The organism is Streptomyces sp. NPDC089919 (assembly GCF_040684615.1).
In the GTDB taxonomy this organism is placed as follows: domain Bacteria; phylum Actinomycetota; class Actinomycetes; order Streptomycetales; family Streptomycetaceae; genus Streptomyces.
Genome location: NZ_JBFBGK010000026.1, coordinates 1 through 21031 on the forward strand (window position 1 = coordinate 1; position 21031 = coordinate 21031).

The window sequence follows — 21031 nt, forward strand, 5'->3', positions numbered from 1 at the left end:
GTGCTCGTCGTTACCAAGCTGTGTGACTCGTGATCACGTCCCTCACGTTGGTCCGCCCCACGCGAGCATCACTGGAGAACCACTCAAACCCGCAGGTCAGAGCCTCATTCAGATCATTGCAGCGGCCATTCAACAACTCCGGACCCGGCGGAGAGCCGCCCGCTCCCGGCGGATTCCGGACGCTGCCTCAGAAGCGGGGCGTCAGGGGCCCCAGACCCAGGGCGCGCAGGGTGTGCTCCGCCATCTGGAGGTGGCCGGCGGCGTTGGGGTGGGCCGGGTCGTCCAGCCAGGCGATGGGGTCGGCCTCGCCGAAGTGCGCGCGCCAGTGGGCCTCGTGGTCCACCAGCAGGGCCCCGGTCTCCCCCGCGATCTCGCGTACGGCCTGCGCGTACGCGGGCAGCTCACCACGGGCCTCCCGGCCGGCCACGCTGACCAGCACCGGCGTGTGGAGGACGATCTGGGTGTCGGTCCGGGCGCCCGCCCGGTCCACGATCTGCCGCATGGCCTCGCGGAACTCCGGCAGCCCCGCCAGGCCGGCCCGCGCGTCGTTGGTGCCGAGCGACACGGACAGCACGTCCGGCGCGAAACGGCCGATCAGGTGGTCGTAGGCACCAAGCACGTCCACGGCCCGCCAGCCGGACACCCCGCTGTTGACCACGAGGTCGGTCAGCCGGTCCAGCTCCCACCGGACGCGTTCCTGCAGGTGCTCCACCCAGCCGCGGGCGCCGTGGGTGTGCAGGACGGCCTGGGTGATGCTGTCCCCGGCGGCCACCCACGTCATGGGCTGGGCAGACAGGCGGATCATCTCGTTCTCCTCGCGCGCTCACGGCCCCGGCGACTGCCCTGGGCCCCTTCCAAGATCACACGCATAACGCACCGGGCCGCCGTGATCTTCCGACCGCCGGACCTCCGACCTCCTGCAGCGATCCTGGCCCGGGCGGCGCCGGACGTTGTTAGCCTGCGGGGAGTTGCCACCACGGGGAGGCTGGTTGATGCGATCGCGCCTGGTCTTCGTCCACGGGATCGGCGGGCCCCGCGATCCCGCCACGGACCTGGCCGCCTGGACCCGGGCACTGGCCTCGGGCATGCGCGCGGCCGGCCACGGGCAGGCGGCCGACGAGCTGGAGGGCACCGCGTCCGGCGAGCACCCGGATCAGCGGCGCTCCGTCCGTTTCGCCCACTACGCCGACCTGTTCGGCGCCGCGCAGGCCCAGGGCGGGGAGCACGGCCGGACCGACGGGGCCGAGGCCGAGGCCCTGTCCGAGCTGCTGGTCGCGTGGGTGGCCGAGCTGGCCGCCGTACACACCGACGACCGGGACCTCGCGGTCCTGGCGCACGCCCGGGCCGAGGCCGCGCCACGGGCGCAGGAGCAGGGCGTCCTGGAAGTGGTGCGCCGGGCACTGAACGTCGCGACCACCGTGCTCGCCCTCAAACCGTGGGGCGCCGCAGCCGGGTGGGTCACTCCCAAGGTCCTGGTGGGCCAGCTGCGGCAGGTGGCGCGCTACCTCGCCCGTGCCGAGGCCGACGCCGACGGGACCTGCCTGGACCGGCGGATCCGCGCCCGGGTCGCCGAGGCCGTCGGAGCCGGGCCGGCCGTGGTGGTGGCGCACTCCCTGGGCACCGTGGTCGCGCTGGAGGCGCTGCACGAACTCGAGGCGCAGGTGCCCCTGTTCGTGACCCTCGGCTCGCCGATCGGCATGCGGACCTTGGTGTGGCCCCGGCTGCGCCCCCAGCCGCCGGGCGTCCCCGCGGCCGTCGGCGGCTGGCTGAACTTCTGGGACCGGGACGACGTGATCGCCGTACGGCCGTGCTTCGAGCGGGAGTTACGCCCGGGCCCCGGCGGGATCGTGCCGGTCAGCCGGCGCGTCGACTCGGACGGCGTCTGGGTCCACTCCGCCGAGAAGTACCTGGCCCAGCCGGGCGTGGCCGGGCCCGTCGCGCAAGCCCTCGGCCTGGCGGACGGTACCGCGCACACTCCGGACGGAGCCGGCCCGCGCTCCCCCGGCCCCGGCAGTACGGCCGACCGCGGGTGAGGGGCCGCACCCCCGGCCGCCCCCGGCACGTCCTGGTGGTCGCCCCGCAGTGTGACGCGATGGACCCCCTGGCCCGCCTGACGGAGGCCGCGGACGGGCTGTACGAGGCGCTGACCGATCCCTCGCTCGGCGCCTGCGACAGCGCGTTCCCGGACGGCCGTGCCGCCCTGCTCGCCGGTGACGGCCTGACGAGCGAGGTCGTACGGGCCGCCGTGACCGAGGCGATCGACCACGCCGCGGCCCGCCGGGCCGTCCTGGTCCTCGCCTTCCTCGGGCACGGCTTCACCCCCGGCCGCACCGGCACCCTCCACCTGATGTGCGCGGACTCCACGGACGACCTGCGGCACCACTCCGTGAACGTCAGCGAGCTCCTGGCGGTCGCCGCCGACCACCCCGGCACTGACGGGGTGCTCGCGCTCGTCGACACCTGCCAGGCGGCCGGCGCGCCCCCCACCGCCGAGACGCTGGCCGCCGGTGCCCGGCGGGGCCGCACCCGGCTCGGGGTGTTGATGGCCTCCTCGCTGGACCAGCCCGCGGTCGACCTCGCCTTCTCCCGCCACCTCACCGCTCTGGTACGGGCCGGACTGCCCGGTGCCGGGCCGGCCCTCGCCCTGGACGACGTACGCGACGCGCTGGGCACCGTCGTCCTCGGGCAGAACATCACGCACGTCGACTACCACGGCGACGGTCCGGCCGGACCGCTGTGGCTGACGCACAACGCCCAGGCCCCGGACGGCCTCGACGGCGGCCTGATCGGGCCGACGGGCAAGGCCGAACTGGTCGAGGCGCTGGCCGAGTTGGACCCGGCGCCGGCCGTCCCCGCGGCCACCGATCCCGCCGCGGTCCACGCGTGCCGGGCCGAACTGCGTCGCCGCCCGCCCGGCCCGCCGCGGGAGCGCGCCCTGCGGGCCCTGGACGGGCTCCTCCTCGCGGCGCGCACCGTCGAGTTCGTCCGCGGCTGGCTGGGCGCCGAGCTCACCACCGCGCGGATCCGGCGGGCCCTGCACACGTCGCTGGCGGCGGAGGGCCGGCCGCCGGCCCACGCCGCCGAACCGACCGAGGTCACCGTCATCGACGAGCTGGTCTTCAACCACCCCGCCACGGACCGGGACGGCCGGCGTGGCCTGGCACGGTTCGTGGTCCTCCTCGGCCAGGCGTGCGGCAAGGACCTCGACGACCTCGACCTGCGCGCCTGGGCCGGGAAGGCCGGGGCCCTGGTCGAGGTCAACGACGCCGTGGAGCAGGCCCGTCGGCGCAGCCGGGACCAAAGGCTCAGCCTCGTCGTCAGCCTGCACTCCTCACTCACCGGTGACTGGCCCGAGGTGCTGGACGGCTGGCTGCTGCTGGACGGCGCGCTGATCCACCACGAGCAGTTCGCCAACGAGGCCGCGGACCGCAGGGGCGCGGAGTACGCGATCGAGTCCGCGGTGCTGTGGGCCGAGGAGCACGCCGCAACGCTGGAGCTGCCCCTCAAACGGCTCGACCTGGCCGTGCCCGGTGGGCTCCTCCTCGCCTGGCGGCCCGAGGAGGCCGGGGTCGCCATGCTGCTGGGTATCCGGTACGAGGTACGGCTGCACTGGAGCAGCCGCCTCACGCCCGACGCCGTGCTGCGCAGCATCGAGCCGGTGGTCGCCGACTGCTGGAAGACGATCGCCCGGCACGAGGACGGGGCGCCCGTGGACTGGCTGGCCCGCGAGGACCTGGCCGATCCGGGCACCCTGCGAGGGCACCTGCGCCACGGCCGGTACACCCGCGGCATCGGGCTCACCCAGCACCCGGGCTCGGACGCGCGGCTGTTGGAGATGCTGCTCGCCTACACCCCCGTCCTCCTGTGGCCGCACGCGCCGGACGGCTTCCCCCGGGAGCGGCAGGGCTGCCTCGACCGGAGTTGGTGGGCGATGCCGGGCGCGCTGGCCAGCGCCTACCGGGACCGCTGGCGCGGGATGCCCGACGCGGGCCTGGCCGATCTGCGGGCCGTCTGGGACGACGAGGACTGGCTGCGCTTCTGCCGGCATTTCCGTACCTCCGCTCCCCCGACCCGAACCCGAGAAGAGGGGACTCCATGAACTGGGACGCCTGCTACCGGGGCGACGGTGTGACCAGGCCCGACACGGCCCTGCCGGCGCCGCCGCCGTGGCGCACCTTCCCCCGTCCGTCCGCCGCCGAGGTCTTCAGGCCGCCGGCCGGACTGACGGAGGCGGTGAACGCCGCGCTCGCGCTGCGCCGGCCCCTGCTGATCACCGGGAGCCCGGGCACGGGCAAGTCCAGTGTGATCGAGCAGGTGGCCGCGGAGCTGGCGCTGGGGCCCGTCCTGCGGTGGCACATCACCTCCCGCAGCAACCTGGCGGACGCCCTGTACACCTACGATGCGTTGGGCCGCATCCATGCCCACCGCCTCCAGCAGGAGGTCGTGCGGGCGGGCGGCGCGGCCGGCCAGGACGATGTCGCGGCCTTCCTCACCCTCGGGCCGCTGGGGACCGCCCTGCTGCCCGCGGACCGGCCGCGCGCCCTGCTCGTCGACGAGATCGACAAGGCCGACCTGGATCTCCCGGGCGACCTGCTCGACGTCCTGGAGCGCGGCGGGTTCCGGATCGCCGAGCTGCTGCGCGAGGAGCAGCGCGCCGCCCGGGTACGGGCCTGGGACAGCGAGGAGCGGCACCTGGTGGCGGACGGCCGGGTCCAGTGCACCGAGTTCCCGTTCATCGTGATGACCAGCAACGGCGAGCAGGAACTCCCGGCGCCCTTCCTGCGCCGCTGCGTGCGCTACACCATGCCGCGGCCGACGGTGGAGTTGATCCGTGAGGTGGTGCGCGGGCACCTGGGATTGGACGTCGGGCCCACCGGGCCCGCCGCCGAGCTGGTGGACGACTTCGTGCGCCGGGTGGCGGCGGGCGAGTCCGTGGCCGTGGACCAGTTGCTGAGCACCCTGCACCTGCTGGAGGGGCCGGCCCGGTCGCCGAACGCGGAGCGCGAACACCTGGTGGCGCTCCTCATGAAGGACCTTTCGGGTGCCTGAGGACCCGTTGGCCTCCGTGGTGTCGGCCCTCCACGGCCTGGGCCGGGAGATGGACGGGCGGTCCCTGGCCGACCTGCTGTGGCTGGCCGCGACCACCTCGGAACGCCGGGCGGCAGCCGGCGGGTCGGGCAGCGGCCCGGCCTCGGCGGCCGCGCCCGCCGCCGACCCGCGTGAACGGCTCAGCAGGTGGGGCCGCCGGCTCACGCCGCTGTACGGGCCCGCGTCGACGGGCGCCGGGGCCACCGTGCCGGCCCGTGCGGTGTCCCTGCCCGGCGGGAGCGCTGTGCCGGGGCCCGGGAGGTCGCCCGCGCGCTCCGGCCGCTGCGGCGGCCCTGGCCGGGCGGGCGCCGGCCCCGGCTGGACGTCGGCCGGACCGTGGCGGAGTACGCGCGCACCGGTGTGCTGCTGCCCGCCTTCGGGCCCGCTCCGGAGCGCTGGTTCGACCTGACGGTGGTGGTGGACCGGTCTCCGACCATGGCCGTGTGGGCGGACACGGTGGACGAACTACTCAAGGTCCTCGCCACCACCGGCGCCTTCCGGACCGTCCGGGTCCGGAAGCTGGACCTGGGTACGCCGGCCGATCGCTCCGGGACCGTACCCGTGCGGTCCGGTCCGGGTGGCGGGCTCGGCGCGGCCCAGCGGCGCCGGCTGGTGCTGGTGGTCTCGGACTGCGTGGCGGGGGCGGACGGCGGACGCTTCTGGGACCGGATCCACGCATGGGCCGCGGTCGCCCCCACCGTGCTGGTCAACCCGCTGCCGCCCAGGATCTGGCGGCCCAGCGGGCTCGACCTCCCGGCGGTCACCGTCACCACGCCCGGCGTTCCTGGCGTACCCAACGCCCGGCTGCTCTTCGAGACACCGCCCCTGCTGGAGGCGTTCGCGCCGGCGGGCGACCGGCTCCCCGTGCCGGTCACCGGGTTGTCCCCGCGCTCGCTGGCGCGCTGGGCCCGGATGCTGATGCGGGTCGACCCCTCCGGCTGCGCGGCGGTACTGATGCCGGGGCCGGGGCGGGATCCGGTGGCGCCGCCGCCCGCCCCGGCCTGGGACTCGGACGACCTCGTCGAGGCCTTCCTGCACCGGGCCGGCGCGCCCGCCGTCCGGCTCGCCGTGCTCTGCTCACCGTACGAGCGGCTGAGCACGGCCCTACTGCACCTGGTGCGCCAGGAGCTGGTCCCGGAGGCGGAGGCGGCCGACCTGGCCGAGGTCGTGGTGGGCGGCCTGGTCACGGTCGAGGCCGCGAGCGGCACCGGGATCGGGACCGGGGCGGTGCTGCGCTTCCGGGACGGGGTCCGCGAGCGGCTGGCGCCCCGGCTGGGCGTCCGGGACGCCCAGCTCGTCCGGGACGCGATGAGCCGGTTCCTCACCGCGCGGGGGACCGCCGCGGGCGGCCTGTCCGTGCTGGTCCCCGACGCTGAGGGCGAGGCAGCGCTGCCGGCGGACCCGACCCCGCTGGCGGAGGTCCCCGCGGAGACGCTGACGCGCGTCGTCCCACGGCGCTCGGCGCCGCCCAGCCGCGGCTTCGTGGTACCCGAAACGCCCCCACGGGACCGGCCGTACTTCTTCCTCAGTTACGCGCACACCCCACGGTTCGGTCCGACGGGCGCGGATCCCGACATGTGGGTCGAGCGGCTCTTCCGCGATCTGTGCGAGCACGTCATGGCCCTCACCGACCTGCCCGAGGGCGAGCCGGCGGGCTTCATGGACCGGGAGATCCGGTCAGGCGAGGGCTGGTCGGAGCGGCTGAGCTCCGTGCTGGCGAACTGCCGGGTGTTCGTGCCCCTTTACTCCCCTCGGTACTTCGCCAGCGAGACCTGCGGCCGGGAGTGGTTCGCCTTCGCCCAGCGGAGCATCCGGCACGAGGCACGGACCGGTCGCGCGGCCCAGGCCATGGTCCCGGCCCTGTGGGTGCCGGTGCCGGACCGGAACCTCCCCCTGGTCGCGCGGCGCCTGCAGCACGACCCGGCCCGTTTCGGAGCGCGGTACGCCTCCGAAGGCCTCCACGGGCTGATGAAGCTGCGGGTGTTCGCCCAGGACTATGAAAGGGCCGTCTACGAGCTGGCCAAGAGCATCGTCAGCACGGCCCAGCGGGTGGATCTTTCGGCCGACTCCGCGGTGGACTACCGCAGCGCTCCGAGCGCGTTCGGTCAGCAGCCCGCCGCCGGAGCGGGACTGCGGATCGCCGTGGCCGCGCCGACCCGCCGCACCCTGCCCGAGGGCCGCGACCCGGCCTACTACGGCGAGACCCCCGACGACTGGAACCCCTACCACCCGCAGTCCACGAGGCCGCTGGCCCATCTGGCCACCGAACTGGCCTACCAGCTCAACAGCCAGGTGAACGTCTCCACGCTCGAAGCCGAGCTGGACCTCACGCAGCGCGGGGAGGCCGTACCAGGGCCCTTGCTCCTGCTGGTGGACCGATGGGCGTCGCGGGTACCCGCGCTGCGTGCCCGACTGGCGGCGCTGGACGCGACCCACCGCCCGTCGGTGAGCGTGATCATCGCCGCGAACCCCCGCGACGCGCAGAGCGACACGGCGGCCGGCGAACTGACGCAGACACTGGCGCGCGTCATCCCGCACCTGATCACGACGGCGCGTACGGACGACCCCCGGACCCGCGCCGGGCGGGCCGTCCGGACCCTCGAGGAGTTCAGCCGGACGATGCCGGCGGCCCTGGAACTGGCGTACCGGGACTACTTCCGTCACGCCCAGCCCTACCCGCCCGCGCCCACCCGCGGCGACGCCCGCCCCCGACTCCGGGACATCATCCCCGAACCTCCCGGGGAGGAACCCGGCTGACGCCGGGGCGGGGCGGTGGGCGAGGGCACGGCGGCCGGGACGCCCCGGCGGGCTAGGAAGGCGTACCCGGAGTCCGGAGGGTGCGTTCGACGGTGGAGACGACGCGGACCAGGGACGGGGGCTCGGGGGACGAGGCGAAGCCGAAGCGGACGGGTGGGGAGACGGGGGCGAGCGGGCCGAGGTCATGGCCGTCGAGCCGGGTCCGGGCGGTGACGACGGGACGGAGGTCGCCGGCCGCGTACCACTGGCGGCAGCCCGGGCGGGAGCTGCCGCGGGTCCGTACGCCGGTCATCAGGCGGGACGGCAGGTCGGAAAGGGCCGCCCACAGCGGGCGGCTCGCCAGCGGCCGGGGGACGGCGCGCAGGGCGAGGCCGAGGGGGCCGCGAGCTCCGACGACGAACCGCAGGTCCAGCGGGCCGGCCGCGACCTGCCACACGGCGCCGTGACGGCCCACGGTCACCGGCACGGTGCGGACCTCGTCGAAGTGGTAGACGGCGGACACGTACGCGGCCGTCGGCCCGGTCGGCGCGAGCAGCGTGCGCCATCCGTCGGCGCGCTCCAGCATCACGTCGCTGAACGGCCCGAACGGCGACCGCGGCCAGTGGCCCACGACCACCCGCGTCCCCGATCCGGTACCCACGGCGGCGATCCACCCGTCGAAGGTCAGCCGTTCCCTGTCCACCCCGCCTGCATACCGCACCCTCCCCCGACCTGCCACCCGGCCGCCCATCGGCGGGACCGCCGCTTCCCGCCCCGGCCCGCCGGCCGTTCGGACCCTCACGGCCTCCTGGCCGAAGGAGCCTCACCCGTTCGGGGGCGGGGAACGTTTCTGCGATTCCGGTCGTGTTGACGATCGCGGCATGATCACGGCGCCCTGCGGATGCAGGGAGAACCCCTTCCCCTTCTCGGAGGTGACCGTCTGTGGTCCTCGTCATCGTCGTCGCGGTCGTGGCGCTGCTCGCTGGTCTCGCGGCGAACAGGTACCTGCGGCCCAGGCTGCTCACCGAGGACGACGGGACGGGCATGGCCGTCAAGGACCTCGTCGGGCCCCTGCTGACCATGACCGTCCTCCTGCTGAGCTTCGTCCTGGTCACCGCCAACGGCTCGTACGGCAAGGCCGAGGTCGCCTCGCGCGGTGAGGCCCGGGCGCTGGACCAGCTCGTGGAGAGCGCCGAGTACGCACCCGCCGCCCAGCGCGGGCGGGTGCAGTCCGACGCCGTCTGCTACGCCCGGGCGGTCCGCACCCAGGAGTGGCCGGCCATGGCCGACGGCCACGGCTCCCCCGCCCCCAGCGTGTGGTCGGCGGACTTCCGGCAGACCTTCCAGGACCTCCAGGGCCAGCCCGCCTTCGGCATGCTCGTCGCCGCCGACAACAAGCGCTCCGACGAACGCGACGAACGTCTCACCCAGGCCAGCCCGAGCATCCCCGGTGCCATCTTCTGGTTCCTGCTCGCCACCCTCGTCATCACCGTCATGGCACTCGGCATCTGCCTGCCCAGGACCCACAACCGCGGCCAGCTGATCACCCTGACCGTGATCACCGCTCTGCTCACGACCATGCTGATCATCATCCGCGACGTCGACCGGCCCTTCGACGGCATCATCGTCGTGGACTCGACCGCGATCACCGAGGTGGAACGCCAGGCCACCCGCGACTTCCTCGCCAACCACCCGGCGTCCGAACTCCCCTGCGACGAGCGGGGCAACCGCCGCCCGGCCTGACCGCCGCCGCCCGGGCCGGGCCGGCCCACTAGGACCGGCGGGCCGGGAGGCGTACGTCCATGCGGTAGAGCCGGGTGATCTGCTGCGGGAACTCGTTGTCGTCGCTGACCAGCAGCAGACGGACCCGGCCGGGGCCGTGCTCGCCGGTGACGACCATGCCCTCGATGTTGTCCACCAGCGGGTGGTTCTGGGGCAGTTTCGAAGGGGCGCCCAGCGTCGGGCAGGTGTCGAAGTCCCCGATCGGCGTCTTGCGGGCCAGGCGCAACCGCGGTCCCTCGGTCAGGGTCTCCACCGCCGAGGTGTCGCTCGCCCCCAGCGGATCGGCCGCGTACAGCCGCACGGTGATCCTGAACTCCCGGGTGAAGCCCCGCTCCAGCACGATCAGCCGCCCGTCCCGGGTCGCCGCGAGCTCGGCCACGCCGTGACCCGCGTCGACGGGATAGGCGTACTGCCGGCCGAGCACGAAGCGTCCGTCGTGGCGCCGCTCCCAGGTCTGGATCCGCTGGAGGCTGCGGCCGAGGCCGTCGGTGCCGTCCCCGGCCAGCGGGCCCTCCAGCGCCGCGACCAGGGTGCGGCCGCCGGGCAGCAGGGTCAGGGACTCGAAGGTCTGGTTGACCGTGGCCCGGCCCGCCGGGGCGATCCGGAACGCGGGCGGCACGGGCAGGGTCGTCAGCACCCGGCCGGTACGGGAGTAGCGGCGGATGGCCGGGGCGGTCTCGTCGGTGACGAGGTAGCTGCCGTCCCGGTCGACGACCACCCCCTCCGAGTCCAAGGCCTGCCCGGCGCCGTCGGTGAGCGGCAGCCGGGCCGTCGCCGTGGCCGTCGGGGTACGGCCGCCCGCGACCTGGAGCCGGTACAGCGCCGACCGGTCGGAGACGGCGGCGACCGAGCCGTCCCGGTCGAGGGCGAGGCCGGAGATGCCGCCGACCGGCTTCCCGTCCAGGGGGGCTTTGTCGAGCGAGTCCGAGAAGCCGGCGACGGACAGGAACGGCGAGCAGGCATGGTCCGTGGGGACGGCGGCGGCCGTCGGGGCGGGCAGCGCGCAGAGCGCGGCGGCCGCGACCGTGGCGGGCAGGAGCGTACGAAGGCGCATGGGGCCTGTTCCTTCTGATTCGGGCGGTGCGAGCGGATTCGAAGACGTACGCGTGTGTGCGGGGGCGGACGACTGCCGAACTGTCATATGACGAATCGAAAGAAACCGGAAGAGGAGACGGCGTCGCGGCAACGAATTCGCCAACTCCCGTTCACGTACGGCCGGGTACGGTCGGCTTCTGACGCCCCGGCAGCTAGAAGATGCTGCCGGGCGGGCGCCGGGCGAGGCGGTCGAGGGCTTCGCGCACCCACGGGCTCCGGACGACGGGAAGCCGCACGAGGGTGCGCTGGAACGCGTTCTCATCGGCCCGGAAGCGCCCGGGCCGCGGGGCGGGCGGGTCGTCGCGCAGGACGCCGGCCGGCAGGCCGCCGGAGGCGGGCACCGGCAGGTGCGAGCGGGGGAAGGCCAGCCGCAGCCACATGCCGAACGGCAGGGGCACCCGGGGAGCCGCGCCGCCCGCGCCCTCGGGCCGCCACATCTCCCCGGTCTGCGGATGGGTCGGTACGAGGAGGATGTCGGCGCCCGCCGCGGGCACGGGGCGTCCGGGCCCGGCCGGCACGGCGCGCAGTGGCGGTGCTCCCGCGGGCAGCATCGCGTCGAGGGCGCGTTGGAACACCTGGCCGCTCAGGCCGTCGGGGACGGCCACCGGACGGCCTTCGGAGGCGGCCAGGAGATGGGCCAGGGCCCGGCCGGCCGCGGGCTCCCATCGGGGGCTCCACGACCAGAAGTGCTCCACCCCCCGCCGCGCGCCCCACATGGCGACCGGCTCGAAGGGAGCCAGGTCCTTCCCCTCGTCCAACACCTCCGCCCAGGACAGCGGTACGGGGTCGGCGCCGCCGACCGGGACCCGGCGGACGGCATCGGGGGCCAGCCAGACCGCCTGCCAGAGCGAGCAGTCGTCGATCCGGCTCGCCACCGGCAGGCCGCACCCCTCACACGCCAGATTGGGGCCGTCCGCCCCGTCGAGCCCGCAGCAGTAGCCGTCGGCCCGGTCCGGGATCAGCCGGGTGCCGCGGACGTCACCGGGCGCGATGACGACCGCGCCGGGCAGGCCGTCGGAGAGGTGGAAGACCGGCGCGTAGACGCCCCGGGCCTCGGCCTCGGCCGGATCGATCTCCTCCCACCGGCGCCACGGCGGCCCCCAGGGCTCCGGGTCCACCGCGAAGGTGCCCGGCTCCATGAGCACCGGGAGTTGCAGGCCGTTCCCGTACTTCTGATGGGCGTGGGCCGGCAGTTCGACCCGGGACAGCGGGGCGGTCAGATCGGTACCGCATCCCGCACAAACAAAAACGAACAAATGCCCTCCGGTGGCGAATCAGAGGACATGATCGCGGCTCTCGCGCCTGGCCCGCCAACGGTTTTCCGAAGGCGACCCGGCCCAGGTCAGAGCGGCGCGCCCGGACCCGGACCGCGCTCACGCCACGCCGCGGAGCCGCCCCCCGGGACGTCCCACCAACCCGGCGCTCCAGGGCATCGGTTCGAGCTCGCTGGGCATGAGCGCGTCATGCTGCTCGCCCTGCTCAGCGTGCTCCCCCTCGGAGTCGCCATGGTCCTGACCGCCCTCGCCGACCTCGCCCCGCCCGGCCGCCGCCGCGGCGCCCGGTAGCCGCGACCGGGCCGTTCGGGCCCGTCACTGGACCAGCTCGGTGTGCGGATGGCCGCCGTTCGCCGGACATGCGTACAGCTGGATGCGGTTGACGTCCAGCACGGTGACCTCCGGGGGGTTGGACCAGATGTCGGCGGGCGTCTCGGGGACCTCGCCCTCTTCCTCTTCCGGTATCCAACTCGTGCTGTTGCGGTGCCATTCGGACGAGGCGATGGTCAGCAGCGGTGTCATCGCGGTACCGCAGGCGATGCAGAACCGCGGCATCGGGTCGGTGAGGCCCCAGGCCGACCAGCCGCCGACCTTCCACCCGGGGGCGTGGGACAGCGCGTGGTCATAGAGCTCCCGGGGGTCGACCCCGTCGAGGTCGACCCCCGCTGCCCGCCACAGCTCGGGGTCAGTGATCTGCTGCCTCAACTCCTGCGGGAGTTCCAGTGAGCCGGGGTATTCGGTGATCTGCTCCGGTGCGAGCACGCACGGCTCGGGCACGTACAGGTCCTCGTCCGCGTCGAAGGCCTCCGGCGGCGCGGTCAGCACGTCCGTGACGTCCGCGGCGGTCCGCCAGCACACCTCGATCGGGATACTCGAGTCCGGATCGTGCTCCGAGGGGCACCACAGCACCTGCAGCACGTCGGCCCGCCCGGGCGGCCGGAGCAGCGGTATGTCCCGCGCGTACAACTGCGCCACGGGCACCAGGGGGTGGAGGCCGTCATGCCCGAGGTAGCAGCGCGGCCAGGGCTGCTGCGCCGGCCACAGCAGCGGCCCGCCGATCGAGCTGTCGTGCACCGTGGGAGAACCGGGACGCGGGTGCAACCGGACCGCCGGGCGGGCCAGCGGGGCCAACGCCGGGAAGACCTCGGCGATGTCGACCGGCCGCGGCGGGGTGGTACGTGTGCCGTTCATGCCGACGATCTTGCCAGCCCCCTCTGACAACGGGCCGACTCACCATCCGCCGAGCACTCACCGTCGGTCATGAGGATGCGCGGGCCGATCGCGGGCAGGCGCGGCCCCGGAGGAAGAGATCCCCGGGCACGGCCGGGCCCGTCCGGCCGGCGAACAGGAAGGACAGTTCATGTCCCAGGTCGAAGAGTCCATCAAGGTCGATGTCCCCGTGCGCACCGCGTACAACCAGTGGACGCAGTTCGAGGCGTTCCCGCACTTCATGGACGGCGTGGAGCGCATCGAGCAGCGCTCCGACACGATGACGCGCTGGGTCGCCAAGGTCGGCGGCGTCACCAAGGAGTTCGACGCGGAGATCACCGAGCAGATCCCCGACGAGCGCGTCGCCTGGACGACCCTGGGCGGGGAGGTGCGGCAGGCCGGCGTGGTGACCTTCCACCGGCTCGCCGACCGCGAGACCAAGGTGATGCTCCAACTCGACTACGACCCGGAGGGCTTCACTGAGAACGTCGGCGACAAGCTCGGCTTCGTCAAGCGCCAGATCACCGGCGACCTCAAGCGCTTCAAGGAGTACATCGAGGACCGCGGCCGCGAAACCGGCGCCTGGCGGGGCGAGGTCTGACCCTCCCGTCGGCCCGCCGGTCCGGCCCCCTTCGCTGCCCTCCCCGCGTGGAGCGAAGCGAAGGGGGCCGAGCAGGTTCAGGACAGGCAGAACCCGTCGTCCTCGATGTCCTGCATCGTGATGCGGGACTCGTCGACGGCATCGGCGCACGATGTTGGGCCCCGCCGACCTCACCGGGCGGGTGCGCACCCGTCGCCGCGAGGGCCGGATACGTGGTGAGGATCCGGGTTGCCGGTGCACATGGACACCACGACCGAAACCACGCCGCTGCGAGCCGTCGCGCTGGTCTGCAGTCATCCGGATCGCCGACCACGACGTCAAGACGGGTATCGCGCTCGACCTGAGCCGGGCCCGTCCGCCCGGGCTGGAAGGAGGCCGCGGTGGTGACCCCGGACGAAGCCCTGCGCCGGATCGCCTTCCTCCTGGAATGGCGCGGCGCGTCCCCGTACCGGGTACGGGCCTTCCACACGGCGGCCGACGCCGTCCGGGACCTGCCACCGGGCCCCGTCGACCCGGCCCGGGCCGAGCAGCTGCGCGGGGTCGGCCCGGTCACCGCCGAAGTGATCGGCCAGGCCTCGACCGGGTCGGTACCGCAGTACCTTCCAAGCCCCGCTCGGAGACCGGACCGATGACCGCCCCTGCCCCGCCCCCGCCCGCGTCAGACGAGGACGGTGCGGTGGTGGCTGGTCAGGTGTCCGGCGTCGTCCAGGACGTGGAAGAGGACGGCCGGGGGCTGGTCGAGGTGGACGTGGTCCGTCGGGTGGGCGTACCGCTCCCAGGGCATGCGGAGGGTGGAGACGACCCCGGGCGCGACCAGCAGCGGCCGGCCGGCGAAGGTGGTCGCCGCGGTGGTGTGGGCGTGACCGCAGATCAGGGCCGCGATGTTGGGGTGGCGCTGCACCAGTTCGGCGAGCCGTTCCGCGCCGAACTGCCGCAGGCCGTCGATGTAGGGGTGGTGGAGCAGGGCCGGGGGGTGGTGGAACCCGACGAGGACGGGCAGGTCGCCGGGCGTCTCGGCGAGTACGCCGTAGAGCCAGCGCAGGGTGCCGTCCTCGAGGAAGCCCTCGTCCTTCCCCGGTATCGAGGAGTCGCACAGCGCGATGGTGAACCGGTCCGTGCGCAGCACCCGGTTGACCGGTCCGGTCGAGGCCGGCTCGCCCAGCAGGTGCTCCCGGAAGGCGCTCCGGTCGTCGTGGTTCCCCGGGCAGACGATCAACGGATGCCGCGATCGCAGGAGTTGACGGGCCTGCCCGTACTCGGAGGGGAGCCCGTGGTCGGCGATGTCACCGGTCACGACCACGGCGTCGAGGTCGTACGGCAGGCCGTCCAGGTACGCCATGACCGCGCGCGTGCGCTCGATGCTGCGGGGCTCGCTGTCGAGGTGGGTGTCGCTGAGATGTGCGGTGACGATCATCGCGGTGCCTGGTCCTCGTGGGATCGGGTGCGGTGGTGAGGGATCTTGGGTGGGGCGGGCGGCCCGGCGCGGTGGTTCGGTCCGGCTCGTCGTCCCGCGCCGGCACCACCCCCCGCACGATCAGCGTGGGGACCTGCACCGTGTCCCCCGCGTACCAACGCCCAAGCCCGGCTTCGAAGATCCGACCATCGGATGAGCGTAGAGGCATGCGCGCGGGGCCGGGAAGGGCGCACCGCGATCCGTACGGGACCGCCGCGCACAGATGCGGAGGAGGAGGCTCCGCGCGCCTGCCCTCCGTACGGGCTACGGCACGTCACCATGGGATCCCCCTGACAGCGGAGGCGAGCACGCTTGATCATCACGGACGTCCAGCACTGCGGCACATCGACCCTGATCAACATCAGCGGACACCTCGACCATGCCTCGGCCACCCCGCTCGAGCGGGCGATCGACAGCCTGACCGGCTACGAGCGCGACCTCATGCTCGACGTCCACGGCATGACCTCCATGGACGACGCCGGTCTGCTCCACCTCCTCGCGCTCCACCACTACGCCGAGGACCTGCAGCTGCGGGTACGGGTGGTCGGCTGGCAGCCGCAGCCCCAGCAGCTCATGGCCCGCATCGCCGGCATCCCCGGCCCCAAGTCGGCCACCGGCGAACGCTTCGCCCTCGCAGGCTTCCGCCGCCTGATCGAGACCCGCGCCCAACGCGCCCTCGACGAGGCCGACCCCGCCAACGCCTGGTCCCCGGACGCCTGACCCTCCCCCACCGCACTCCCGGCAGCGGGCCCCGGGGCCGGCCGGGAGCGGGTGGGCGGATGACGACCGGACTCGGCGAGGACGGGGGCATGGGCCGGTCGCCGAGACCGCCACGACCGGCCTGATGGACCGCCTCCCCGACCTGGCGTCAGATCAGAGCTCGCTCGTCCAGACGCCGACGGGATGGTCGCCCGGGGGCAGCCACAACTGCGGCTGTGAATCGCGATGCCGCTCGTCGGCCTGCTCGTCCCAGTGGAAACGTCCCTCCTCATCCGGCCACGCCACTTGCAGGACGGGCAGCGGCGTCTTCCGGTAGAACCCGATGGCCCGGCCCAAGTAGGTCCTGTACCAGCCCCGGTCGACCTGCCGGAGCGCCAACCGACGGCCGCCGACGACGTCGGGATGGTGCCGGCCGTCGGCCAGCACCTCGCCCGCGGCGCACGTGTCCCCCAGGGCGTTGAGCATGCGGTGCATGGCGTGGACGTCGAGTCCGAACATGGCCAGCTCGGGACCGCCGTACGTGTGCGCGAGCCCGATCGTGTAGGCGAAACCGGGGCCGATCTCGTCCTCGGGGACCATCACGACGTGCCAGCCGTGCCGCTGTACGTGCTCGATGACCGTCCGGTCGATGCGGTCCGCTTCGTCCCGGTCGCCGTAGTCATGGCAGAGGACACAGCGGCAGTGGAACGGGACGTCGGTCATGTGCGGAGCATACGAGCCCGGGGTTCGCGCCTGGTCATCGGGCGTCTAGGGTCACCTGCCCCGCCGACCTGAGCATCCGCCCCGCTGGAGCATCCAGTAGCACGCGACACCGGCCTCGGGGCACGGCGATCGGGGCAAGCCCGGCGGGCGTTGTCAGAGGGCGGTGCCAGACTGCCCGCATGAGCCTCGCTGATCTGACCCTCGCGCACTGGCGCACCCTCGACCCGGCCGCCGCCGGCCGGACGGCCCGGCAGGCCGCGGAGTTCGTCGGTGGCCGGGTGGTCTCGGTCGACGGCGTCGAACACCTCGGCGGGACGCTGCACCGGGTCCGGATCGAGCGCGGCGGACGGGAGTTCGCGCTCGTCCCCGGCGGGCGGGTCACCCTCGGCTTCGACCCGGACGCCTGGCGGCCGACCCCGGCCCAGGAGGCGGACTACGCCCTCAGCGAGGCGGAGGGGTACGGATTCGGGCTCGACCTCCGGGCGTACCTCGCGTCCGTGCTGAGCCCCCGGCGCACGGTCGAGCTGCCGGCCGTGCTGATGGCCGTCGCGGACGAGCCCCTGACCGAACTCCCGGCCGACATGCCCGCCGTACTCGCCGCCGACGGGCTGCGCCTGCCGAGCTCGGACGAATGGGAACACGCCTGCGGCGCCGGGGCGGACACCCTGTTCCGTTGGGGGGCCGACTGCCCGCTCGACCGGATCCCGTACGGGGACCGCTCCGGCCCGCACCAGCAGCCCGGCGCCCTCGGGCTGCGCATCGCCCACGACACCTACACCGCCGAGGTCACCAGCGACGCGGGCGCCGTCCACGGCGGCGACGGCGGCGAGTCGGTCTGCGGGGGCTACGGCAACCTGCTGGCGTGGCTGCCGCTGGCCACCGCCAACCGCAACCCGTCGATGGCGGAGTTCGTGTACGGCCCGGACGGCGAGGACATGTGCGAGGACTTCAGCACCCGGCCGGTGCTCGCCCTCTGACGGTGCCGGGCCCTGCTAGCGTGCGGCGGATGGACCTCTTCTCGCTCTCGTGGTCGGCGCTGCGGGCGGCGGTCGACGGGCTGACGGACCGGGACTTCGAGCTGCCGTCCGGCTGTGCCGGCTGGCTCGTCCGCGATCTGGTCTGCCATCTGGTCATCGACGCCCAGGACGTCCTGATCACCCTCGCGACCCCCACCGATGCGGAGCCGACCCGGAACGCCGTGACGTACTGGGAGGTCGTCGAGCCGCCGACCGGCGAGGACCCCCTCGACGCGCTCACCGTCCGGCTCGCCGCCGCGTACGGGGACCCGGGCCTGCTCAGGTTCCACCTCGACGACATCGGCTCCGCGGCGGGCCGCGCCGCCGTGCTGGCCGATCCGAACGTGCGGGTGGGCACCCGTGAGCAGGTCCTCACCGCCCGCGACTACCTCGACGCCTACGTCCTCGAGTGGACCCTCCACCACCTCGACCTCGTGGCCCACGTCCCCGGCGCCCCCGCCCCACCCGCCGCGGCCCTCACCCGCTCCCGGACGATGCTGGAACAACTCGCCGGCGTCCCGTTCCCCCCGGCCCTCCCGGACTCCGACGCCCTCCGCATCGCCACCGGCCGCCGCCCGCCCACCGACGAGGAGCACGCCCGACTCGGGCCCCTCGCCGAGCGCTTCCCGCTCCCCATCGGCTGACCTCGTCCGCCGGACACAGCGGGAGGTGGGCGGTGCCGAGTGCGCCGCAGCACGTCGGCTTCGGGTCGGGTCGCGTCAGAGGTACGGGCTCCACTGGCCCAGGCGGGCCAGGAGGTGGCGGGTGGCGTCTTCGGTGAGGGCGAGGGCGGCGGCGGTCTCGGGGAGGGGGAGGTCGCGGCGGGTGTCGTGGGCGGCCCAGTAGCCGAGGCGGCCCGCCAGGACCTCCAGGGAGCGGGTCGCGCGGACCGCGGCCACCGGGGACGTCCTGGTCAGGTTCTCGATCTCCGTTTCGAGCTGTGCCAGGAGGGCGGTGACCGGCTCGGGCAGGGGCACGGCCGTGGCCGCGACGTCGATGGTGTGCGCGTCCCAGTCCCGCTCGCAGGCCCCGGCCTGGGCGTCGCCCACCTCCACCAGCTCTTCGGCGTCGCTCGGGTCCTCGGTGGCCTGCTGCCAGGCGAGGGCGTGGTGGGGGCCGGTCCAGCCGCAGGAGCAGACCGCGCGGAGGGCGGCGGCGCGGGGGCGGGTGCCGTGGCCGTCGTAGACGTACCACTGGGACACCGAGCTGCCGCCCGGGCCGGAGGCGGCGTCGAAGTACACGGGCTCCGGGACGGTGCCGTCCGCCAGGAGGACGCCCACCACGCCCCGGTGCGAGGCGCCGAACTCGTCCGTCGTCCATTCGTCCCGCTCGATCATCGGACCCCTCCCTCGGTCGGCCATCGGTCACGCATCACCGAGCCTGCCCCGCCGGAGCCCGCCGTGCACCGCTACGGGCCCGACGATGCGGACGGTTGCCCCCACCCGTAGTGGATCCGTGCCCGGGGCAGGCGGATCGCGGGGTGACTGAAGGGCCATCGAAACAATTCCGACAACGGCCCGATGCGGTGGACATCCACTCTTGGCTGAGTCGCCCCCTTTGGGGAGGCAAACCCCTCTGCTCCAAGGAGAAGGCCATGAGTGCGCTGCTGCCCACCGTTCCGGGCGGGTCTCGGGAAGCGTCGGACCCGACCGCCGGCGGGCGGCCGCCCGTGGCCGGAGCGCTCCGGCGCCACGGTGCGGAACTCGTCGGGCGGGGCTGGGTCGCCGCCTGCCGGGCCGGGGACGCCGCCGCGGCCGCGGCGCACCGGATCGGGGCCGCGTCCGTGCTGCCCTGGCCGTACGAGGGCCAGGCCGCCGCCGAGGTCGTCGGGGTGGGCACGCTGGGGGCGGTGGGCGATCAGGCTCCGGTGCCGATCGCGAGCCTCACCAAGGTGATGACCGCGTACGTCGTCCTGCAGAGCTTCCCCCTCGCGGCCGGGGACGCCGGTCCCGTGATCCGGATCGATCGGACCGCGGCGCGCGAGTCGGAATCGACGATCGAGTCGGTGGTGCCGGTACGGGAGGGGCAGGAGTTCCGGCTCCGGCAGCTGATGGAGTTCCTGCTGGTCCCGTCGGGGAACAACATCGCCCGCTTCCTCGCCCGCTGGTGCGCGGGGGACGAGGCGGAGTTCGTGCGCCGCATGAACGCCACGGCCGCCCGCCTCGGCATGACCCGGACGCGGTTCACCGGGTCCTGCGGAATGGACCTCGGCAACGTCAGCACGGCCTCCGACCTGCTGCTGCTCGCCCGGGCGGCGATGCGGGACGAGGTGTTCCGGACCGTCGTGGGCACCCCGTCCGTGCCGCTGCCCTCGGGGCAGGGCCTGGCGCACACCACCAACCGCCTGCTGGGCCAGTACGGAGTGGTGGGTCTGAAGACCGGTACGAGCACCCCGGCGGGCGGCAACGTGCTGTGGGCGGCCTACGTGGACACGGCCGGGCAGCGGCGGCTGGTGCTGGGGGCCGTCCTGGCGCAGCGCGCCGGCCGCTCCCCGGTCCGGGCGCGGGCGGCCGTGTGGGCGTGCACCCGCCGGATGGTCATGGCCCTACAGCGGGAGGCCGCCGACGGGCTGCCGGTCGTCGGGCCGCCCCTGCGGGCCCCGGAACAGGCCGAGCCCCGTCCGGTGCCCTCCGGCACCCTGTAGTGCGGGCACCCGGTCGGTTAGGGTTACCTTGCCTGGCGGGTACGAGCCTGCGGATCGGGTCCGGCCGCGGCATGGCCACCCGGGTGGGCAGCAGACGAACGGCAGGGTCAGGGTGCAGGTGAGAGACGGTGACCGGGCTCGCGCGCGGCGTGCGGCCGCTGGCAGCACGCTCGTGCGGGTGACGGACGTGGCGGGATCCGGCCGGCGGCCCGGGGCGGCGCGCCGTGGATGACGTCCTGCTCACCGCCGGAGCGCTGTACGCCATCGTGCTGTTCCGCGCCGGCGGGACCTTCGCCGTCGGATGGCTGGCGGGCGCCGGTGCGCGGCGCAGCCGGTTCGCCGGGCGCACCTCCTCGCCGAAGTTCCAGCGCGCCGAGCGGGCGATCCAGCGGTGGGGCGCGCCGGTGGTGGCCGTGTCCTTCCTGACCGTCGGCTTCCAGACCGCCGCCAACTTCCTCGCGGGCAGCATGCGCATGCCGTTGCCGCGCTATCTGCCCGCCCTCTTCCTGGGCGGCGCCGCCTGGGCGCTGCTGTACGCGACCGCGGGGCTCGGCGCGCTCCGGGTGCTGGGCCGGCTCTTCGCCGACCAGCCGGCCCTCGGGGCATCAGCCGTGGCCGCCCTCGTCCTCGCGGGCTGCGCGGCCGTGGCGTACCGGAGGCGACGGGCGGACCGTGCCTCCGGTGACCCCGTGACCGACGAGGCGTAGTACC

General features: G+C 74.3%; 20 protein-coding genes. 12 read left to right on the top strand and 8 right to left on the bottom strand.

Annotated elements, in window-relative coordinates; all coding sequences use genetic code 11:
• Positions 1-187: 187 nt before the first annotated feature.
• Complete coding sequence (locus AB0O40_RS13740) at positions 188-805, bottom strand: GDSL-type esterase/lipase family protein (RefSeq protein ID WP_365039738.1); 618 nt, start codon at positions 803-805, stop codon at positions 188-190.
• 187 nt (positions 806-992) lie between these two features.
• Here AB0O40_RS13740 and AB0O40_RS13745 point away from each other — a divergent pair, with 187 nt between their 5' ends.
• The 4 genes from AB0O40_RS13745 to AB0O40_RS13760 all read left to right on the top strand — a co-directional run bounded on the left by AB0O40_RS13745 (position 993) and on the right by AB0O40_RS13760 (position 7845).
• Positions 993-2033 (top strand): hypothetical protein, encoded by a 1041-nt coding sequence (locus AB0O40_RS13745; RefSeq protein ID WP_365039741.1) that lies wholly within the window; start codon positions 993-995, stop codon positions 2031-2033.
• Positions 2030-4099 (top strand): hypothetical protein, encoded by a 2070-nt coding sequence (locus AB0O40_RS13750; RefSeq protein WP_365039744.1) that lies wholly within the window; start codon positions 2030-2032, stop codon positions 4097-4099. Before AB0O40_RS13745 ends, AB0O40_RS13750 begins: the two co-directional genes overlap by 4 nt.
• Positions 4096-5049: an AAA family ATPase gene (locus tag AB0O40_RS13755; RefSeq protein ID WP_365039746.1), complete on the top strand. Its 954-nt coding sequence runs from the start codon at positions 4096-4098 to the stop codon at positions 5047-5049. The genes AB0O40_RS13750 and AB0O40_RS13755 overlap by 4 nt, the downstream gene beginning before the upstream one ends.
• A gap of 186 nt (positions 5050-5235) precedes the next feature.
• The gene (locus AB0O40_RS13760) at positions 5236-7845 is read left to right on the top strand and encodes a TIR-like protein FxsC (protein WP_365039749.1); all 2610 of its coding nucleotides are present in this window, start codon (positions 5236-5238) and stop codon (positions 7843-7845) included.
• 52 nt (positions 7846-7897) lie between these two features.
• Here the strand turns inward: AB0O40_RS13760 and AB0O40_RS13765 are convergent, their stop codons facing one another.
• The gene (locus AB0O40_RS13765; protein ID WP_365039752.1) at positions 7898-8527 is read right to left on the bottom strand and encodes a hypothetical protein; all 630 of its coding nucleotides are present in this window, start codon (positions 8525-8527) and stop codon (positions 7898-7900) included.
• Between the two features lie 239 nt (positions 8528-8766).
• On the opposite strand from AB0O40_RS13765, the gene AB0O40_RS13770 reads away from it, so the two are divergent.
• Complete coding sequence (locus AB0O40_RS13770; RefSeq protein ID WP_365039755.1) at positions 8767-9567, top strand: hypothetical protein; 801 nt, start codon at positions 8767-8769, stop codon at positions 9565-9567.
• A 28-nt stretch (positions 9568-9595) separates the two neighbouring features.
• Here AB0O40_RS13770 and AB0O40_RS13775 read toward each other — a convergent pair whose 3' ends face one another.
• From AB0O40_RS13775 to AB0O40_RS13785, 3 genes are all read right to left on the bottom strand, one after another.
• On the bottom strand, positions 9596-10660 hold the full coding sequence (locus tag AB0O40_RS13775; protein ID WP_365039758.1) for an esterase-like activity of phytase family protein: 1065 nt from the start codon (positions 10658-10660) through the stop codon (positions 9596-9598).
• A 193-nt stretch (positions 10661-10853) separates the two neighbouring features.
• The gene (locus tag AB0O40_RS13780) at positions 10854-11957 is read right to left on the bottom strand and encodes a hypothetical protein (RefSeq protein WP_365039761.1); all 1104 of its coding nucleotides are present in this window, start codon (positions 11955-11957) and stop codon (positions 10854-10856) included.
• A 333-nt stretch (positions 11958-12290) separates the two neighbouring features.
• A complete protein-coding gene (locus AB0O40_RS13785) occupies positions 12291-13166 on the bottom strand; it encodes a hypothetical protein (protein ID WP_365039764.1) in 876 nt (291 codons plus the stop codon).
• A 169-nt stretch (positions 13167-13335) separates the two neighbouring features.
• Between AB0O40_RS13785 and AB0O40_RS13790 the strand changes: the two genes are divergently transcribed.
• Both AB0O40_RS13790 and AB0O40_RS13795 read left to right on the top strand, forming a co-directional pair.
• Complete coding sequence (locus AB0O40_RS13790; protein ID WP_365039767.1) at positions 13336-13785, top strand: SRPBCC family protein; 450 nt, start codon at positions 13336-13338, stop codon at positions 13783-13785.
• Between the two features lie 380 nt (positions 13786-14165).
• Complete coding sequence (locus tag AB0O40_RS13795; RefSeq protein WP_365039770.1) at positions 14166-14417, top strand: hypothetical protein; 252 nt, start codon at positions 14166-14168, stop codon at positions 14415-14417.
• A 26-nt stretch (positions 14418-14443) separates the two neighbouring features.
• Here AB0O40_RS13795 and AB0O40_RS13800 read toward each other — a convergent pair whose 3' ends face one another.
• On the bottom strand, positions 14444-15199 hold the full coding sequence (locus AB0O40_RS13800) for a metallophosphoesterase (protein WP_365039773.1): 756 nt from the start codon (positions 15197-15199) through the stop codon (positions 14444-14446).
• A gap of 351 nt (positions 15200-15550) precedes the next feature.
• On the opposite strand from AB0O40_RS13800, the gene AB0O40_RS13805 reads away from it, so the two are divergent.
• Positions 15551-15958: an STAS domain-containing protein gene (locus AB0O40_RS13805; RefSeq protein WP_365039776.1), complete on the top strand. Its 408-nt coding sequence runs from the start codon at positions 15551-15553 to the stop codon at positions 15956-15958.
• A gap of 153 nt (positions 15959-16111) precedes the next feature.
• Here the strand turns inward: AB0O40_RS13805 and AB0O40_RS13810 are convergent, their stop codons facing one another.
• Positions 16112-16660 (bottom strand): DUF4262 domain-containing protein, encoded by a 549-nt coding sequence (locus AB0O40_RS13810; RefSeq protein ID WP_365039779.1) that lies wholly within the window; start codon positions 16658-16660, stop codon positions 16112-16114.
• Positions 16661-16839: 179 nt separating this feature from the next.
• Between AB0O40_RS13810 and AB0O40_RS13815 the strand changes: the two genes are divergently transcribed.
• A complete protein-coding gene (locus tag AB0O40_RS13815; RefSeq protein WP_365039782.1) occupies positions 16840-17637 on the top strand; it encodes a hypothetical protein in 798 nt (265 codons plus the stop codon).
• Between the two features lie 29 nt (positions 17638-17666).
• The gene (locus AB0O40_RS13820) at positions 17667-18320 is read left to right on the top strand and encodes a maleylpyruvate isomerase N-terminal domain-containing protein (protein ID WP_365039785.1); all 654 of its coding nucleotides are present in this window, start codon (positions 17667-17669) and stop codon (positions 18318-18320) included.
• Between the two features lie 75 nt (positions 18321-18395).
• On the opposite strand, the gene AB0O40_RS13825 is transcribed toward AB0O40_RS13820, so the two are convergent.
• A complete protein-coding gene (locus tag AB0O40_RS13825) occupies positions 18396-19013 on the bottom strand; it encodes a hypothetical protein (RefSeq protein ID WP_365039788.1) in 618 nt (205 codons plus the stop codon).
• 257 nt (positions 19014-19270) lie between these two features.
• On the opposite strand from AB0O40_RS13825, the gene AB0O40_RS13830 reads away from it, so the two are divergent.
• Together AB0O40_RS13830 and AB0O40_RS13835 are read left to right on the top strand one after the other, a co-directional pair.
• Complete coding sequence (locus AB0O40_RS13830) at positions 19271-20320, top strand: serine hydrolase (RefSeq protein ID WP_365039791.1); 1050 nt, start codon at positions 19271-19273, stop codon at positions 20318-20320.
• A gap of 224 nt (positions 20321-20544) precedes the next feature.
• Positions 20545-21027, top strand: coding sequence for a VTT domain-containing protein (locus AB0O40_RS13835; RefSeq protein ID WP_365039794.1), 483 nt, complete (start codon positions 20545-20547; stop codon positions 21025-21027).
• Positions 21028-21031 lie beyond the last annotated feature (4 nt).

Excerpts from the sequence above, each read along its gene's own strand:
- AB0O40_RS13800 (WP_365039773.1), bottom strand. The coding sequence starts at position 15,199 with ATGATCGTCACCGCACATCTCAGCGACACCCACCTCGACAGCGAGCCC.
- AB0O40_RS13745 (WP_365039741.1), top strand. The coding sequence starts at position 993 with ATGCGATCGCGCCTGGTCTTCGTCCACGGGATCGGCGGGCCCCGCGAT.
- AB0O40_RS13755 (WP_365039746.1), top strand. The coding sequence starts at position 4,096 with ATGAACTGGGACGCCTGCTACCGGGGCGACGGTGTGACCAGGCCCGAC.
- AB0O40_RS13825 (WP_365039788.1), bottom strand. The coding sequence starts at position 19,013 with ATGATCGAGCGGGACGAATGGACGACGGACGAGTTCGGCGCCTCGCAC.
- AB0O40_RS13785 (WP_365039764.1), bottom strand. The coding sequence starts at position 13,166 with ATGAACGGCACACGTACCACCCCGCCGCGGCCGGTCGACATCGCCGAG.
- AB0O40_RS13830 (WP_365039791.1), top strand. The coding sequence starts at position 19,271 with ATGAGTGCGCTGCTGCCCACCGTTCCGGGCGGGTCTCGGGAAGCGTCG.
- AB0O40_RS13820 (WP_365039785.1), top strand. The coding sequence starts at position 17,667 with ATGGACCTCTTCTCGCTCTCGTGGTCGGCGCTGCGGGCGGCGGTCGAC.
- AB0O40_RS13740 (WP_365039738.1), bottom strand. The coding sequence starts at position 805 with ATGATCCGCCTGTCTGCCCAGCCCATGACGTGGGTGGCCGCCGGGGAC.
- AB0O40_RS13810 (WP_365039779.1), bottom strand. The coding sequence starts at position 16,660 with ATGACCGACGTCCCGTTCCACTGCCGCTGTGTCCTCTGCCATGACTAC.
- AB0O40_RS13790 (WP_365039767.1), top strand. The coding sequence starts at position 13,336 with ATGTCCCAGGTCGAAGAGTCCATCAAGGTCGATGTCCCCGTGCGCACC.
- AB0O40_RS13775 (WP_365039758.1), bottom strand. The coding sequence starts at position 10,660 with ATGCGCCTTCGTACGCTCCTGCCCGCCACGGTCGCGGCCGCCGCGCTC.
- AB0O40_RS13815 (WP_365039782.1), top strand. The coding sequence starts at position 16,840 with ATGAGCCTCGCTGATCTGACCCTCGCGCACTGGCGCACCCTCGACCCG.